This is a genomic window from Rhodococcus sp. 05-2256-B1 (genome assembly GCF_002258465.1).
GTDB classification, from domain to species: Bacteria; Actinomycetota; Actinomycetes; order Mycobacteriales; family Mycobacteriaceae; genus Rhodococcoides; species Rhodococcoides fascians.
Map to the genome: position 1 here is coordinate 236,114 of NZ_NOZA01000026.1, position 15,201 is coordinate 251,314.

At 64.7% G+C, this 15,201-nt stretch carries 13 protein-coding genes; 6 read left to right on the forward strand and 7 right to left on the reverse strand.

Going from position 1 to position 15,201, the window contains the following annotated elements; all coding sequences use genetic code 11:
• Positions 1 to 28: 28 nt before the first annotated feature.
• The 4 genes from CH285_RS14490 to CH285_RS14505 form a co-directional block, all read right to left on the reverse strand.
• Positions 29 to 328 carry a Rieske (2Fe-2S) protein gene (locus CH285_RS14490; RefSeq protein WP_027497074.1) on the reverse strand — a complete coding sequence of 100 codons (300 nt, stop codon included), beginning with the start codon at positions 326 to 328 and terminating at the stop codon, positions 29 to 31.
• A complete protein-coding gene (gene nirB / locus CH285_RS14495) occupies positions 325 to 2,814 on the reverse strand; it encodes a nitrite reductase large subunit NirB (RefSeq protein WP_094643195.1) in 2,490 nt (829 codons plus the stop codon). Before nirB ends, CH285_RS14490 begins: the two co-directional genes overlap by 4 nt.
• Complete coding sequence (locus CH285_RS14500; RefSeq protein ID WP_027497076.1) at positions 2,814 to 3,161, reverse strand: hypothetical protein; 348 nt, start codon at positions 3,159 to 3,161, stop codon at positions 2,814 to 2,816. The genes nirB and CH285_RS14500 overlap by 1 nt, the downstream gene beginning before the upstream one ends.
• A 101-nt stretch (positions 3,162 to 3,262) precedes the next feature.
• Entirely contained in the window at positions 3,263 to 4,243 is a 981-nt protein-coding gene (locus CH285_RS14505; RefSeq protein WP_228139408.1) for a PAC2 family protein, read from the reverse strand.
• Positions 4,244 to 4,347: 104 nt separating this feature from the next.
• On the opposite strand from CH285_RS14505, the gene metH reads away from it, so the two are divergent.
• Genes metH through hisG form a run of 4 tightly spaced genes read left to right on the forward strand, consistent with a single transcriptional unit; the run spans position 4,348 to position 9,801 of the window.
• On the forward strand, positions 4,348 to 7,917 hold the full coding sequence (gene metH / locus CH285_RS14510) for a methionine synthase (protein ID WP_094643196.1): 3,570 nt from the start codon (positions 4,348 to 4,350) through the stop codon (positions 7,915 to 7,917).
• Positions 7,910 to 8,578 (forward strand): HAD family hydrolase, encoded by a 669-nt coding sequence (locus CH285_RS14515; protein ID WP_032365803.1) that lies wholly within the window; start codon positions 7,910 to 7,912, stop codon positions 8,576 to 8,578. Before metH ends, CH285_RS14515 begins: the two co-directional genes overlap by 8 nt.
• A 59-nt stretch (positions 8,579 to 8,637) precedes the next feature.
• Positions 8,638 to 8,901 carry a phosphoribosyl-ATP diphosphatase gene (locus CH285_RS14520; RefSeq protein ID WP_027497080.1) on the forward strand — a complete coding sequence of 88 codons (264 nt, stop codon included), beginning with the start codon at positions 8,638 to 8,640 and terminating at the stop codon, positions 8,899 to 8,901.
• 48 nt (positions 8,902 to 8,949) lie between these two features.
• Positions 8,950 to 9,801 (forward strand): ATP phosphoribosyltransferase, encoded by an 852-nt coding sequence (gene hisG, locus CH285_RS14525; protein ID WP_094643256.1) that lies wholly within the window; start codon positions 8,950 to 8,952, stop codon positions 9,799 to 9,801.
• Between the two features lie 33 nt (positions 9,802 to 9,834).
• Here hisG and CH285_RS14530 read toward each other — a convergent pair whose 3' ends face one another.
• Both CH285_RS14530 and CH285_RS14535 read right to left on the reverse strand, forming a co-directional pair.
• Positions 9,835 to 10,647 carry a thioesterase family protein gene (locus tag CH285_RS14530; protein ID WP_094643197.1) on the reverse strand — a complete coding sequence of 271 codons (813 nt, stop codon included), beginning with the start codon at positions 10,645 to 10,647 and terminating at the stop codon, positions 9,835 to 9,837.
• Positions 10,644 to 11,450, reverse strand: coding sequence for a RecB family exonuclease (locus tag CH285_RS14535; protein ID WP_045841904.1), 807 nt, complete (start codon positions 11,448 to 11,450; stop codon positions 10,644 to 10,646). The genes CH285_RS14530 and CH285_RS14535 overlap by 4 nt, the downstream gene beginning before the upstream one ends.
• Before the next feature lie 447 nt (positions 11,451 to 11,897).
• On the opposite strand from CH285_RS14535, the gene CH285_RS14540 reads away from it, so the two are divergent.
• A complete protein-coding gene (locus CH285_RS14540) occupies positions 11,898 to 12,713 on the forward strand; it encodes a tRNA (adenine-N1)-methyltransferase (protein ID WP_048318521.1) in 816 nt (271 codons plus the stop codon).
• Positions 12,714 to 12,735: 22 nt separating this feature from the next.
• Here CH285_RS14540 and CH285_RS14545 read toward each other — a convergent pair whose 3' ends face one another.
• Positions 12,736 to 13,221, reverse strand: coding sequence for a hypothetical protein (locus CH285_RS14545; protein ID WP_255032336.1), 486 nt, complete (start codon positions 13,219 to 13,221; stop codon positions 12,736 to 12,738).
• Between the two features lie 184 nt (positions 13,222 to 13,405).
• Between CH285_RS14545 and arc the strand changes: the two genes are divergently transcribed.
• Positions 13,406 to 15,169, forward strand: coding sequence for a proteasome ATPase (gene arc / locus CH285_RS14550; protein WP_027497084.1), 1,764 nt, complete (start codon positions 13,406 to 13,408; stop codon positions 15,167 to 15,169).
• Positions 15,170 to 15,201 lie beyond the last annotated feature (32 nt).

A 15,201-nucleotide genomic window follows, 5' to 3' on the forward strand; every position in this document is an offset into this window, starting at 1 on the left:
AGGAGTGCCAGTTGTTCAACCGTGCCGGTTACAGCTCCACGGTCACTTTTCCGTTCACCACGGCCGCGGGGTAGGTGCGGACCGACGAGATTCCACTCGGGCAGGTGCCGTCGTCGAGGGAGAAGGCGTATTGGTGAAGTGGGCAGACGACTACGGACCCGTCGATCTGGCCGTCGGCCAGTGGCCCGCCCCGGTGCGGGCAGACGGCGTCCATCGCGCGCACCGAACCGTCACCGAGCAGGAACACCGCGACCTGCTGACCGTCCACGACGTAGGCCCGTCCCTCGCCCGGAGTCAGATCTTCCAGCGCTCCCACTGGCACGCTCATCGGACCGGCACCTGTGGCAGCGGGAGCAGTGGCAGCGAGGGTGCGAACTGCGCGGGCGATTTGGGTGCCGTGCGGTCCTGCCATGGGTCCACGTAGCCGTCGACCGATGTTTGCAGTCGCTCGTCGAGTCCGGCGACGATGCCGTCACGGTCGTCGATCAGAACGCTCTGCAGTTCCTCCAAGCCGACGCGCGGAACCCAGGCGTACGTCCGTTCGAGCCACTGCGCGTTCTCCCGATAGTGCTGGATGAATCTGCCTGCCACTGTCATCACCTCCTCGGCTCCCGTCACGGTGGCCAACAGATCTCCCTTGCGGATGTGAGCCCCGGCCGCGCCGCCGACGTAGATCTCCCACCTGTCCTCGCCGACCGAGACCACGCCGAAGTCCTTGCACAGCGCCTCCGAGCAGTTGCGCGGGCAGCCGGCGACCGCGAGTTTGAGTTTCGCGGGAGTCTCCAAGCCTTGGAACCGCTCTTCGAGCGCGATGCCGAGAGCCGTCGAGTCGCCGAGACCGAAGCGGCAGAAGTCGCTGCCCACACAGGTTTTCACCGTGCGCATGCTCTTGCCGTAGGCGAAGCCGGAGGGCATGTCCAGATCGCCCCACACCTTGGGTAGGTCTTCCTTCTTGATCCCGAGGAGGTCGATGCGCTGTCCGCCCGTGACCTTGACCAGCGGCACGTTGTACTTGTCGGCAACGTCGGCGATCTTGCGCAGTTGGTCCGGGGTAGTGACGCCACCCTTCATCTGCGGTACCACCGAGAACGTGCCGTCCCGCTGAATGTTGGCGTGCACCCGGTCGTTGATGAACAGTGCGCCGCGCTCGTCCACCCAATCCGGACCCCAGACGGTGCGCAGCAGTGACGCCAGCGGCATCTTGGCGGCGGCGTCCTCGACGCCATCGGTCGCAAGCGCCGTGAACACCTGCGAGACTGCCCGGAGGTCTCGCGACCTGATCGCTTCGATCAGTTCCGGCTTCGTCATCGGGATACACGGCACGTACCGGTCTGCGGTGGGGTCCGCTTCGACCGCGCCACCGGATGCGCACGCGATGATGTCTTTCACCAACCCCTTGCAGGATCCACATCCCTTGCCTGCTCGGGTCTTCGCGGTCACGTCGCTCAGATTCTTCGCGCCCGCGTGCACGCAGGCCACGATGGCGCCCTTGGTGACGCCGTTGCAGTTGCACACCTGAACGTCGTCTGCCAGTTCGGCGGCTCCTGTTGCCGCAGAGGGCGTTCCCATGTCGAAGAGCATGCTGATGCGCTCGTCGGGCAGCGGCACCTTCTCGTCGAACGCCTGGGTGAGAAAGTTGGCCTTGGAGATGTCGCCCAGCAGAGTGGCACCGACGAGCTTGTTGTTCCGCACGATGACCGATTTGTACGTGCCACTGCGTGGTTCGTAGAACTGAACGAATTCGTCGTCGTCGCGCTCGGGCGCGGTGATCCCCATCGACGCGACGTCGACGCCGGCCACCTTGAGCTTGGTCGTCAGACGCGAACCGTGATACGCGGCAGCGGGATCGGCACCGGTGAGTACGTCGGCCAGGACAGCGGCCTGCTCCCAGAGGGGCGCGACGAGGCCGTACACCTCACCGCGGTGCTGACAGCATTCGCCGACGGCATAGATGGAACCCTCGTCCTCGCAGCGCAATTGGTCGTCGACCACGATTCCGCGTTCGATGACCAGGCCGCCGGCGCGGGCAAAATCGACACTGGGCCGAATTCCGGCGGTCACGACGACCATGTCGGCGTCCAGCGAGGTGCCGTCGTTGAAACCGACGCCGATGACGGTACCGTCGTCCGACCGCAACACCGAGGTGGTTCTCTTCGAGGTGTGGACACCGACGCCGAGCGACTCGATCTTGTTGCGCAAGACTCGTCCACCGCGCTCGTCGAGCTGCTGGTTCATCAGGTGCCCGGGGGAGTGCACCACGTTCACGTCCAGTCCCTGCGTCCGCAGTCCGTACGCTGCTTCGAGACCGAGCAGTCCGCCGCCGATCACCACCGCCGACACGTCGTCGCGTGACTGCGCCATCTGCAACATGCCGTTGGTGTCGGCGATCGTGCGGAATCCGAACACCCCACGTGCCAGTCTGCCGTCGGACTCGCGCAGACCGTCCATGTTCGGGAAGAACGTGTTGCTACCGGTGGCGATGATCAGTACGTCGTAGTCGACGGACCGACCGCTTTCGCAGACAACCGTTTTGGAGAACCGGTCGAGCGACACGGCTCGATCGCCCACGTGCAACGTCACGCCGTTCTCGCTGTACCAACTCATGGGGTTGAGAACGAGATCCTCGTCGTCGACGGTGGCCTCACCGGACAGCACGTGGGAGAGCATGATGCGGTTGTAATTGCCGTACGGTTCGTCGCCGATCATCGTGATGTCGAACAGCGAGCTGCCGTCTCGCTCGAGGATCTGCTCGACCGTCCGGGCACCGGCCATTCCGTTGCCGATCACGAGCAATCGCTGTTTTCCCGAAGGCATCAGACCAGCACCAGACCGAAGTCGACGACGACCTCTCCGCTGGTTCCGGCAGGGGCCGCGATCACCAGCTCGAGCACGGTGTCGGGATCGACGTCCTCGACGACCCGCAACGGAATGTTGACGCCGCTCTTGGCCCCCATCGGGAACATACGCATCGGGCTGCCGTCGCGCAGCAAGGTCACGACCACCAGCTCATCGCTCGAATTACCGCCCCGGAAGTACAGCGGTTGGGCCGTCACCCCCTCGGGGACGACGAAACTCAGGCTGGGATCGATCAACTCGGGCTTGTCCAGACCGTTGCCGGTGAAGGAGAAGACGCCTTGCAGAAATCGCGGTGTGCTGGCCATACCCACGAGGCTCCGGTGTCGGGGTGACGCCACCGCTGCGGTGACGTTACGTCGGCATCAGAAAGACCTCACCGGCTCCCGGCTCCTCGTGTGCGTTCGGGTCAGAGCCCGAAGTTGCCCGGGCCGCGCCGCCGGAGGTACTTCTCGAACTCGGCGGCGATGGCGTCGCCGTCGATCTTGGCGATCGCATCGGACATGTCCACCTCGGCGTCACCACGCTCCTCGAGGCTGCGCACGTATTCGCTGATCTCCTCGTCCTCTTTGGTCATCTCGTTGACCGCCTCCTCCCACTCCTCGGCCTGCGTGGGCAGCTCGCCGAGCGGCACCTCGATGTCGAGGACGTCTTCGACCCGCTGCAGCAACGCCACGGTGGCCTTCGGATTCGGTGGCTGTGAGACGTAATGGGGGACAGCAGCCCAGAACGACACGGCCGGCACCCCTGCCTTGACACATTCGTCCTGCAGAACGCCGGTGATACCGGTGGGCCCCTCGTAGCGGGTCTGCTCCAGGTTGAACTGTTCGGCCGACTCGGTGCTGTAGGCGGTGCCGGTCACCGGAACCGGCCTGGTGTGCGGGGTGTCCGCCAGCAGCGCGCCGAGAATGACGACGGTTTCGACGCCCAGCTGCTCGACGAACTCGAGCAGGTCGTCGCAGAAGCTGCGCCACCGCATGTTGGGCTCGATACCGCGCAACAGGACCACGTCACGGTCGCTGCCGGGCGGTGAACACACCGACAATCGGGTCGACGGCCACTCGATCTCGCGGGTGACCCCGTCGACCTGACGAACGGTCGGCCGATTGACCTGGTAGTCGTAGTAGTCCTCGGAGTCCAGCTCGGCCAGTGGGCTGGCGTCCCAGATCAGCTCCAGATGTTCGACCGCGCCGCTCGCCGCATCGCCTGCGTCGTTCCAGCCCTCGAAAGCGGCGACCAGTATGGGGGAGCGCAGCTCGGGAATGTCGTCGTCCAGATCGTCCTCGTCGTAATCGGCGTCGGCGTCTGTGGCGTTCGCCACAGCATCCTGCACGGCCTCGATCAGCGCGGCGTCCAAGGGGATGTCCGCGTCGGCACCTGATTTGTCCATTTTGTCGGTACCGTCGTCGGGCGGGGACTGATCATCGAGGTTTCGGGGACTCACCACGACAGCCTACGACTCGAGGTAACCGTGGTGCCCACTACTCTGTAGTGATGCCCGATCAACACAAGCCCGGTCTGCTCGATGCGATTTCACGTCGCGTTGTCATCGGCGACGGAGCAATGGGCACGATGCTCCAGGACGCCGACCTCACTCTCGACGACTTTCTCGGCCTCGAGGGATGCAACGAGATTCTGAACCACACCAGGCCCGACGTGCTGCGCGAGATTCATCGCGAGTACTTCGCGGCCGGCGCAGACGCCGTGGAAACGAACACGTTCGGATGCAACCTGCCCAACCTGGCCGACTACGACATCGAGGATCGAATCCGCGAGTTGGCCGAGAAAGGCACCCGGCTGGCCCGGGAGACTGCGGACGAAATGGGACCCGGCCGCGACGGGATGGATCGGTACGTCCTGGGTTCCATGGGCCCCGGAACCAAGCTCCCCACACTCGGCCACGCCCCGTTCGCACGGCTGCGCGACGCGTACACCGAAGCCGCGCTGGGAATGATCGACGGCGGTGCCGACGCCATTCTGGTCGAGACGTGCCAGGACCTGCTGCAGGTCAAGGCCGCGATCATCGGTAGCCAGCACGCCATGGACAAGCTCGGCGTCCGAATCCCGATCATCACCCATGTGACGGTCGAGACGACGGGCGCAATGCTGGTCGGCAGCGAGATCGGTGCAGCCCTCACTGCGCTCGAACCGCTGGGCATCGACATGATCGGACTGAACTGCGCCACCGGCCCCGCCGAGATGAGCGAACACCTGCGCCACCTGTCCAAGCATTCCCGTCTTCCGGTATCGGTGATGCCCAATGCCGGACTGCCCACGTTGGGCGCGAAGGGTGCCGAATACCCACTGACCGCCCCCGAATTGGCCGACGCTCTGAGCGGTTTCGTCCGCGAGTACGGGCTGGCACTCGTCGGCGGATGCTGCGGCACCACCCCCGAGCACATTCGTCAGGTTGCCGACATGGTGCACGGGGCGACGAAGCTGGAACGGAAGCCGGCCCCGGAGCCAGGCGTCTCCTCGCTCTACACCGCAGTGCCGTTCGAGCAGGACGCCAGCATCCTGATGATCGGCGAGCGCACCAACTCCAACGGCTCCAAGGCATTTCGTGACGCGATGCTCGCCGAGGACTACGAGAAGTGCCTCGACATCGCCAAGGATCAGACCCGCGACGGCGCGCACATGTTGGACCTCAACGTCGACTACGTCGGCCGCGACGGTGCCGCCGACATGGCCGCACTCGCCAGCAGATTGGCGACTGCGTCGACGCTGCCGATCATGCTCGATTCCACAGAACCGGCCGTGCTCGAAGCCGGCCTCGAGCACCTCGGTGGACGTAGCGCCGTCAACTCGGTCAACTACGAGGACGGCGACGGTCCCGACTCGCGGTTCCAGAAGATCATGCATCTGGTCAAGGAACACGGTGCCGCCGTCGTGGCTCTGACCATCGACGAGGAGGGGCAGGCGCGTACTGCCGAATGGAAGGTGCGTGTCGCCGATCGCCTGATCACCGACATCACCGAGAACTGGGGCCTGCGCCACGAGGACATCATCGTCGACACCCTCACCTTCCCGATCTCCACCGGCCAGGAAGAGGTTCGACGCGACGGCATCGAGACCATCGAGGCGATCCGGCAGCTCAAGGAGAAGTATCCGAAGGTGCACACCACCCTCGGATTGTCGAACATCTCGTTCGGCCTCAACCCTGCTGCCCGGCAGGTGCTGAACTCGGTCTTCCTGCACGAGTGCACCCAGGCCGGCCTCGACACCGCCATCGTGCACGCGTCGAAGATCCTGCCGATGAACAAGATTCCCGACGAGCAACGCGAGACCGCTCTGGATCTGGTGTACGACCGACGCCGCGAAGGCTACGACCCGCTGCAGAAGCTCATGCAGCTGTTCGAGGGCGTCTCGGCAGCATCGGCCCGGGAATCGCGCGCCGAGGAACTGGGTCGGCTGCCGTTGTTCGAGCGGCTCGAACGCCGCATCGTCGACGGCGAACGCAACGGCCTCGACACAGATCTCGACGCCGCGATGGCCGAGAAGCCGCCTCTCGAGATCATCAACGAGACGTTGCTGTCGGGCATGAAGACCGTCGGCGAGCTGTTCGGTTCCGGCCAGATGCAGTTGCCGTTCGTGCTGGCGTCCGCCGAGGTCATGAAGGCTGCCGTGGCGTACTTGGAGCCACACATGGAAGCGACGGACGACGACGGCAAGGGTCGCATCGTGCTCGGCACCGTCAAGGGCGACGTGCACGACATCGGCAAGAACCTCGTCGACATCATCCTGAGCAACAACGGCTACGAAGTTGTCAATCTCGGTATCAAGCAGCCGATTTCGACCATTCTCGAAGCCGCGTTGGACAAACGCGCAGACGTGATCGGCATGTCCGGGCTACTGGTGAAGTCGACGGTGGTCATGAAGGACAACCTGATCGAGCTCAACTCCCGCGGCGTGGCGGAGCAATTTCCGGTGCTTCTCGGCGGAGCTGCGTTGACGCGGTCATACGTCGAGAACGATCTGCAGGACGTGTACGAAGGCGACGTGCACTATGCGCGGGACGCGTTCGAGGGCCTGCGATTAATGGACACCATCATGACCACCAAGCGCGGTGGCGGTCCGGCCCCCGACAGTCCGGAGGCACTCGAAGCGAAGGCGAAGGCCGCCGAGCGCAAGGAACGTCACGAGAGGTCCAAGCGCATCGCGGAGAGGCGCAAGGCCGCCGAGGCTCCGGTCGTGGTACCCGAGCGATCCGACGTCGCTGCGGACATCGACATTCCGGTACCACCGTTCTGGGGCACCCGCATCGTCCGAGGCGTATCCCTGGCCGATTATTCGGGGCTGCTCGACGAACGTGCACTGTTCCTGGGGCAGTGGGGCCTACGAGGAGCCCGCAAGGGTGAGGGTGCCACTTACGAGGATCTGGTGGAGTCGGAAGGTAAACCGCGCCTGCGGTATTGGCTGGATCGGCTGAGCACGGACGGCATTCTCGCGCACGCCGCATTGGTGTACGGATACTTCCCGGCCGTTTCGGAGGGCGACGACGTCGTCGTGCTCACCGAGCCCGAACCCGATGCGCCCGAACGCTTTCGGTTCACGTTCCCCCGCCAGCACCGCGACCGCTTCCTCTGCATCGCGGACTTCGTCCGATCACGCACTGCCGCAAGGGAATCCGGGCAAGTCGACGTGCTGCCGATGAACCTGGTCACCATGGGGCAGCCCATCGCGGACTTCGCAAACGAATTGTTCGCAGCCGACGCGTACCGCGATTACCTCGAGGTGCACGGGATCGGAGTTCAGCTGACCGAGGCTCTCGCCGAATACTGGCATCGCCGAGTGCGCGAGGAACTGAAACTGTCCGACGGCAAATCGGTCGCCGCGGAGGACCCCACCGAGGCCGAGGGGTACTTCAAACTCGAATACCGCGGAGCTCGTTACTCGTTCGGCTACGGGGCATGCCCCGATCTCGAGGACCGGATCAAGCTCGCCGCACTCCTCGAACCCGAGCGAATCGGCGTCAAGCTCTCCGAGGAACTGCAGCTGCACCCCGAACAGTCGACCGATGCGTTCGTACTTCACCACCCGGAGGCCAAGTACTTCAATGTCTAGAACCCACCTGCACGGTGTCCTGTGGGACATGGACGGCACCCTGCTCGACTCGGAGAAGATCTGGGACGTGGCCATCGGTGAGTACTCCCGCACACTGGGAACCGAACTCAGCGCGGAAGTACGCGAGAGCACCCTCGGCAATTCGATGCGAGACGCCTTGCGCAAAGTGCTCGCCAATGCATCGGTTGCGGTCACCGACGACAACCTGGCCGAGGGCCGCGAGTGGTTGACCACGCGCGTCGGCGACATGTTCGCCGAGGGTATTCCGTGGCGGCCCGGTGCCAAGGATGCTCTTGCACTCGTACGCGACATGGGCCTGGCGACCGGATTGGTCACCAACACCGAACGTGGGCTCGTCGAGCGTGCACTGGAGACACTCGGGCGCGACTACTTCGACATCACCGTCAGCGGCGACGAGGTCGAGTTCGGGAAACCGCACCCGGCACCGTACCTGCGGGGTGCCGCGCTGCTCGGCGTCGACGTCGGCGCCTGCCTTGCAGTGGAGGATTCTCCGACAGGCTCCCTGTCCGCACATACTGCAGGCTGCCCGGTACTGGTCGTCCCGTCTGAGGTGGCTGTTCCGGCAGCGCCGGGCTACACCATCCGCGACGGTCTGGTCGGACTGACCGCCGACGACGTCCGGCGGGCCTGGGCGGCCTGACTCCTCGAATCTCGACCGAATTGATTCCGCTGGATACCGACGTGAAAGAATACGAATCCGTGAAGACTTTCGATTCCCTGTTCGCCGAGCTCACCGACCGCGCGAAAACCCGCCCCGAGGGCTCGGGCACCGTCGCTGCGTTGGACGCAGGTGTTCATTTCCAGGGAAAGAAGGTCCTCGAAGAGGCCGGCGAGGTGTGGATCGCCGCCGAACACGAGAGCGACGCTGCACTCGCCGAAGAAATTTCGCAGCTGCTGTACTGGGTTCAGGTCATGATGGTGGGTAGGGGAATCGAGCTCGAGGACGTCTACCGACATCTGTGAGGCAAGGCCCGAACGTCTCCTGTGAACTCACCGATGAAGGAAAACTCCATGCTGCGTGTAGCCGTACCCAACAAGGGCGCGTTGTCCGAATCCGCCGCCGAGATCCTCAGCGAGGCCGGCTACCGGCGTCGGAGCGACTCCAAGGATCTGACCGTCCTCGACCCGGCCAACGGGGTCGAATTCTTCTTTCTCCGTCCCAAGGACATTGCCATCTACGTCGGGTCGGGCCAGCTCGATCTGGGCATCACCGGACGAGACCTGGCTCTCGATTCCGGGGCAGCGGTCGAAGAGCGCCTGGCGCTCGGATTCGGCCGGTCGACGTTCCGTTACGCGGCACCCGTGGGCAAGGAATGGGCACCCGAGGACCTGGGCGGACTGCGCATCGCCACCTCGTACCCCAATCTCGTGCGTAAGGACCTGGCCGAGCGCGGCTTGGAGGCCACGGTGATCCGTCTCGACGGGGCCGTGGAAATTTCCATTCAACTCGGTGTCGCCGACGCCATCGCGGACGTGGTCGAATCGGGCCGATCACTGCGCCAGAACAATCTGGTCGCGTTCGGCGAATCGCTCTGCGATTCGGAGGGCGTACTTATCGAGCGCGCAGGCGCCCCGGGAACTGACTCCGCACGCAAGCAACTCATCGCCCGCGTACAGGGCGTCGTCTTCGCCCAGCAGTACCTGATGCTCGATTACGACTGCCCCAAGTCGATCCTCGACGAAGCCGTCAAGATCACCCCCGGCATCGAATCACCTACGCTCGCACCGATGGTCGACGACAACTGGGTTGCCGTGCGCGCCATGGTCTCTCGCAAGGTCCACAACAACGTGATGGACGAGCTCGCGGAACTGGGCGCGAAAGCCATTCTCGCCTCCGACATCAGGTCCTGCCGAGCGTTCTGAGTGCGTGGCGGAACGCCCGTCGTTCCGCCACGATCACGCGCGTCGGCGAACCAGCACAGTTTGGGCGATGCGCCCGACCGGCCCCCGTTCGTCACTGAGGGTGCCTGCGCACATGGCGATGCCGTCCGGACCCGTCGACGTCTCGGCCGATACTCCGATCCAGTCGCCCTGGGGTTCACGGAAGACGTGCACCGTCAGATCGGTGTTCAGGAACGTCCACTGCTCGATCGGCAATTTCGCACCCACACCGTTGGCGATGTCGGCAATCGAGAACAGCCGTTCGAGTGGCGTCATCAACTCACCCTGCACCAGAACAGGAGTCGGCTTCGCCCACACTTCACCGGGCCCCGCTGCGCCGAGCTCGGTGAGGAACTTGAACTCGACCGCGTCGAGGTATCCGGAGGTCCAGAGTCCGCCGAAGGTGCTGTCGACGCCGGCGCTCACCGGCCGCATCACCGGATCGCCCACGTGCACGACGTCGTCGGTGGGCTCGGTACGCATACGCCATGCGCTGCCCCGCGCCACCGCTCGCGCCGGCCCCGCTGATCCTCGAGCCCAGAGTTCGGCGACGACGAGTTCGACATTTGCGCCCGGCCGCGCCGTCCATGCGCGAATCGTGATGTCCGACACCGGAACAGGTCCGAGAATGTCGACGACCACCCGGCTGATTCGAGTATCGGGTCTGGCGTCGACCCGCTCGAGTGCGCGGACCAACAACGCGGACGGCGGAGCGCCGTGCTGCATCGTCGGTGCCCACAGGCTGACGGTGTGCTCGGTGGCGGTGACGATCTCGTAACCGTCGTCGTCGACACCGGCAGGAACGAAGAAGGCGTCCGGACTCGTCACAGCTCCGTCTCTTCCTGCTCCGCAGCCGCCTGCGGCCAACCGGGGTACGGCGGGGGAGTGCCGCCGAACTCGGGGCACAGTGCCCGGTGATCGCACCACTTGCACAGTGCGCCTTTCTTGGCGCGGAAGTCGCCTGTCTCACCGGCCGCCAGAATCGCCTTCCAGATGGCCGAGAGCATGCGCTCGAAGCGCAGCAGCTCACCCTCGTCCGGGGCGTACGTCAGCTCCTGCTTGTCGGCGAGGTACATCAACTTCAGTTGCGCGGGAACGACTCCGCGCATGCGCATGATCATCAGCGCATAGAACTTCATCTGGAACAGAGCTTTGGATTCGGTGAACTCACGCGGCGCACGTCCGGTCTTGTAATCGACGACGCGAATCATTCCGTTGGGTGCGACGTCGATCCGGTCGATGAATCCGCGCAGCGGCGTTCCGTCGTCCAACGCGATCTCGACGCGCTGTTCGCAGGACTCGGGATCGAAGTGCGTGGGATCTTCTAGTTCGTAGTACCCGTCCACCAGGGCACGAGCCCGGTCGAGAAACGCCGGACGGTCGTCCGCCGGAACCAGCGACGCGATGTCGGGTGACTCGGCCACGACCCGATCCCAGGCCGGGTCCACCAAATCGCGGGCTGTGGTGGGCACTCGATCGCGGGCAGGGAGTGCGTACAGGGCCTCGAGTGCGGCATGCACCACAGTTCCCTTCACCTGAGCTTCGGTGGAGACCTCGGGAAGTCGGTCCACGGCACGGAAGCGATACAACAGTGGGCACTGCTTGAAATCACCTGCGCGAGAAGGGGACAGAGCCGGGGTACTGCGGTTGCCGGACCTCGAACGCGGTACGCCGGCGCTGTCACCGACATCGAGAAGAGGTAAGTCGATGGGGCTCGACACGGAAATACTCACGACTGCGAGACTATGCCGCTGGTCCGACATCTTCGGTGAAGGCCGTAGTCTGGCACGTCGAGTCGTCCCCCGACGCCTGCCGATCGAGGCCGAGCGTCACATCGCAACGAAAGCAGGTCCGCTGTGTCCTCCGGTGATTCCACATCCGCGTCGACCGACGGATTCGAGGCCGACGCCACGGTCGACGCATCGCTGCCCAGTGCGGACGACGTGGTCACTGCCACGACCGACGAGATCGAACTCGACCCGAATGTCACGTCCGGCGCGGAGGTCGCTCCAGCTGCCGACGCCACAGCTGCCGACGCACCGGCGGAGACCGGCCCCGCCCGCAGCGGGCCGTTTCGAGTGGGCGATCGAGTTCAGCTCACCGACGGCAAGGGTCGTCACTACACGGTGGTACTGGAAGCCGGTAAGGAGTTCCATACTCACCGCGGCGGCATCACTCACGACAAACTGCTCGGTGCCGACGAGGGCAGCGTCGTCACCTCCGTCAACGGCACCCCCTACCTCGCGCTGCGGCCGCTGCTGACCGACTACGTGCTCTCGATGCCCCGCGGCGCCCAGGTGATCTACCCCAAGGACGCGGCGCAGATCGTGCACGAGGGTGACATGTTCCCCGGCGCACGGGTGCTCGAAGCCGGTGCAGGATCCGGCGCTCTGACGTGCTCACTGCTGCGTGCAGTCGGTACAGAAGGAACGGTCATCTCCTACGAGATCCGGCAGGACCACGCCGACTATGCCGTGAAGAACGTCGAGACGTTCTTCGGCGAGCGCCCGTCGAACTGGCACCTGACCGTGGCAGACGTCGACCAGTTCGGTGTCGATCGTCCGGGTGAGCAGGTCGATCGGGTGGTCCTGGACATGCTCGCGCCGTGGGACGCGTTGCCCGCGGTGTCCAAGGCCCTCGTCCCCGGTGGGGTGCTGCTGGTCTACGTGGCCACGGTGACGCAGCTGTCCAAGGTCGTCGAGGCGCTGCGCGCACAGGAGTGCTGGACCGAACCTCGATCGTGGGAGTCGATGGTTCGCGGCTGGCACGTGGTGGGTCTCGCAGTTCGCCCCGAGCACCGCATGCAGGGTCACACGGCATTCCTCGTCAGCGTTCGACGCCTCGCCGAGGGCACCGTGACCCCGAAACCGCAGCGTCGTTCCGGTAAGGGCTGACGCTGCAGGCTCGGCTGCCGACTCAGACGCAGGGTGCCTGGCCCATGGCCAGGATCTGGCACGTGCTGGCGTCCGACAGCTTCCAGGTGCCATCGATCAGCACCCAGGTCTGCGGTGCCGGAGCCGCGGTCCCGCGTGGAGTGGCGATGGCGACGTCCGCGGTGGACGTCTCACCGGCGACGGTCGGTTCCGACACCTCGAAGGTGATCGCTCCGTAGTTCGCCAGTGCGGCGGTCATCGTCTCCAGGTTCGTCAGGCGCGCCTGACCGTTCTCCACTGCCGCAGCCTTGGTCGCTGCGTCCACGTCCGGTGCGACCAGCTGCTGCAGCGAGGTCTGCAACTCGGCGACGGTAGGTGCTGTGACAGCCGGCCCGGCGGTGGTCGTCGGCATGGAGTCGCTGGTCGACGCGGAATTGTGATCGGCGTGATCGGATTCATCGCTCGAACTGCATCCTGTACCCACCAGAGCCACCGCGGCTACTGCGACGCTTGCCGAGAGAATACGCATTTTCACTGGTGAGGCCCCTGATTCCGTCGTCTGTCGATCGCTTGGTCAGGTGAGGCTAACATGAACTGGGATGGCCTTTCGGGGCCGCCGAGCAGAGTGGATGCCGGCCCCGTTCGAGGTGTCGGTCCGCATCTCCGCGCCGCTGCCGGTAGCGTTGATAGATCGTCACTGGGAGGAGTCGCTCATGAGCTCAACAGACAATCCGGATGTGGCCGCGGCCAGAGCCGAACTGGACGCCGTGCGAGCCGAAGTCGCGTCGCTACGGCGCCAACTGGGGGAGTCCCCCGAGCAGGTACGCGAGCTCGAGGGCCGGGTCGATTCCTTGTCGCTGCGCAACACGAAGTTGCTCGACACTCTCAAGGAGGCCCGACAACAGCTCATCGCGCTGCGCGAGGAGGTGGACCGTCTCGGTCAACCGCCGAGCGGATACGGCGTCCTGCTGAGCGTGTTCGATGACGGCACAGTCGACGTGTTCACGTCCGGTCGGAAGATGCGACTGACGTGCTCACCCAACATCGAGGCCGACACGCTCGCTCCGGGACAGACCGTGCGGTTGAACGAGGCGTTGACCATCGTCGAGGCGTGCACCTTCGATCAGGTCGGCGAGATCAGCACTCTCCGAGAGCTTCTGGGGGATGGATCGCGCGCTCTCGTCGTCGGACATGCCGACGAGGAACGGGTGGTCTGGCTGGCCAAACCGTTGATCGACATGGTCAACGACGACGGACCGGTCGACCCGGACGAGCCGTCACGGAAGCTCCGTCCCGGGGATTCGCTGCTGGTCGACACCAAGGCCGGCTACGCGTTCGAGCGCGTTCCCAAGGCCGAGGTGGAGGATCTCGTTCTCGAGGAGGTTCCGGACGTCGGATACGAGGACATCGGCGGTCTCGGTCGACAGATCGAGCAGATTCGGGACGCCGTAGAGCTGCCGTTCCTGCACAAGGACCTGTTCCGGGAGTACTCACTGCGGCCACCGAAGGGCGTGCTGCTGTACGGCCCTCCCGGGTGTGGAAAGACGTTGATCGCCAAGGCCGTTGCCAACTCGTTGGCCAAGAAGATCGCCGAGGCACGTGGCCAGGATGCGCGGGAGGCGAAGTCGTTCTTCCTCAACATCAAGGGCCCCGAGCTGCTCAACAAGTTCGTCGGTGAGACCGAGCGTCATATCCGCATGATCTTTCAGCGGGCACGAGAGAAGGCGTCCGAGGGCACCCCGGTCATCGTGTTCTTCGACGAGATGGACTCGATCTTCCGTACCCGCGGCTCCGGCGTCTCGTCCGACGTGGAGACGACGGTCGTTCCGCAGCTGCTCGCCGAGATCGACGGTGTCGAAGGTCTAGAGAACGTCATCGTGATCGGTGCGTCGAATCGCGAGGACATGATCGACCCGGCGATCCTGCGACCCGGCCGACTCGACGTGAAGATCAAGATCGAGCGTCCCGACGCCGAATCGGCACAGGACATCTTCTCGAAGTACCTGACCGATTCGCTTCCGGTCAACGCCGACGACGTCGCCGAGTTCGGCGGCGATCGCGCGGCGTGCATCCGGGGCATGATCGATCGCGTCGTCGAGCGCATGTACGCCGAGAGTGACGACAATCGGTTCCTCGAGGTCACCTACGCCAACGGGGACAAGGAAGTTCTGTACTTCAAGGACTTCAACTCCGGGGCCATGATCCAGAACATCGTCGACCGGGCAAAGAAGTACGCCATCAAGTCGGTTCTCGAAACCGGAAACGCCGGACTGCGGATTCAGCACCTTTTCGATTCCATCGTCGACGAGTTCGCGGAGAACGAAGATCTGCCGAACACCACGAATCCGGACGACTGGGCTCGGATCTCGGGCAAGAAGGGCGAGCGAATCGTCTACATTCGCACGTTGGTCACCGGTAAGAACGCCAGCGCGAGCCGGGCGATCGACACCGAGGCCAATACCGGTCAGTACCTGTAGATCCACCGCTGGGCAGTTTTCGGGGCGCGTCC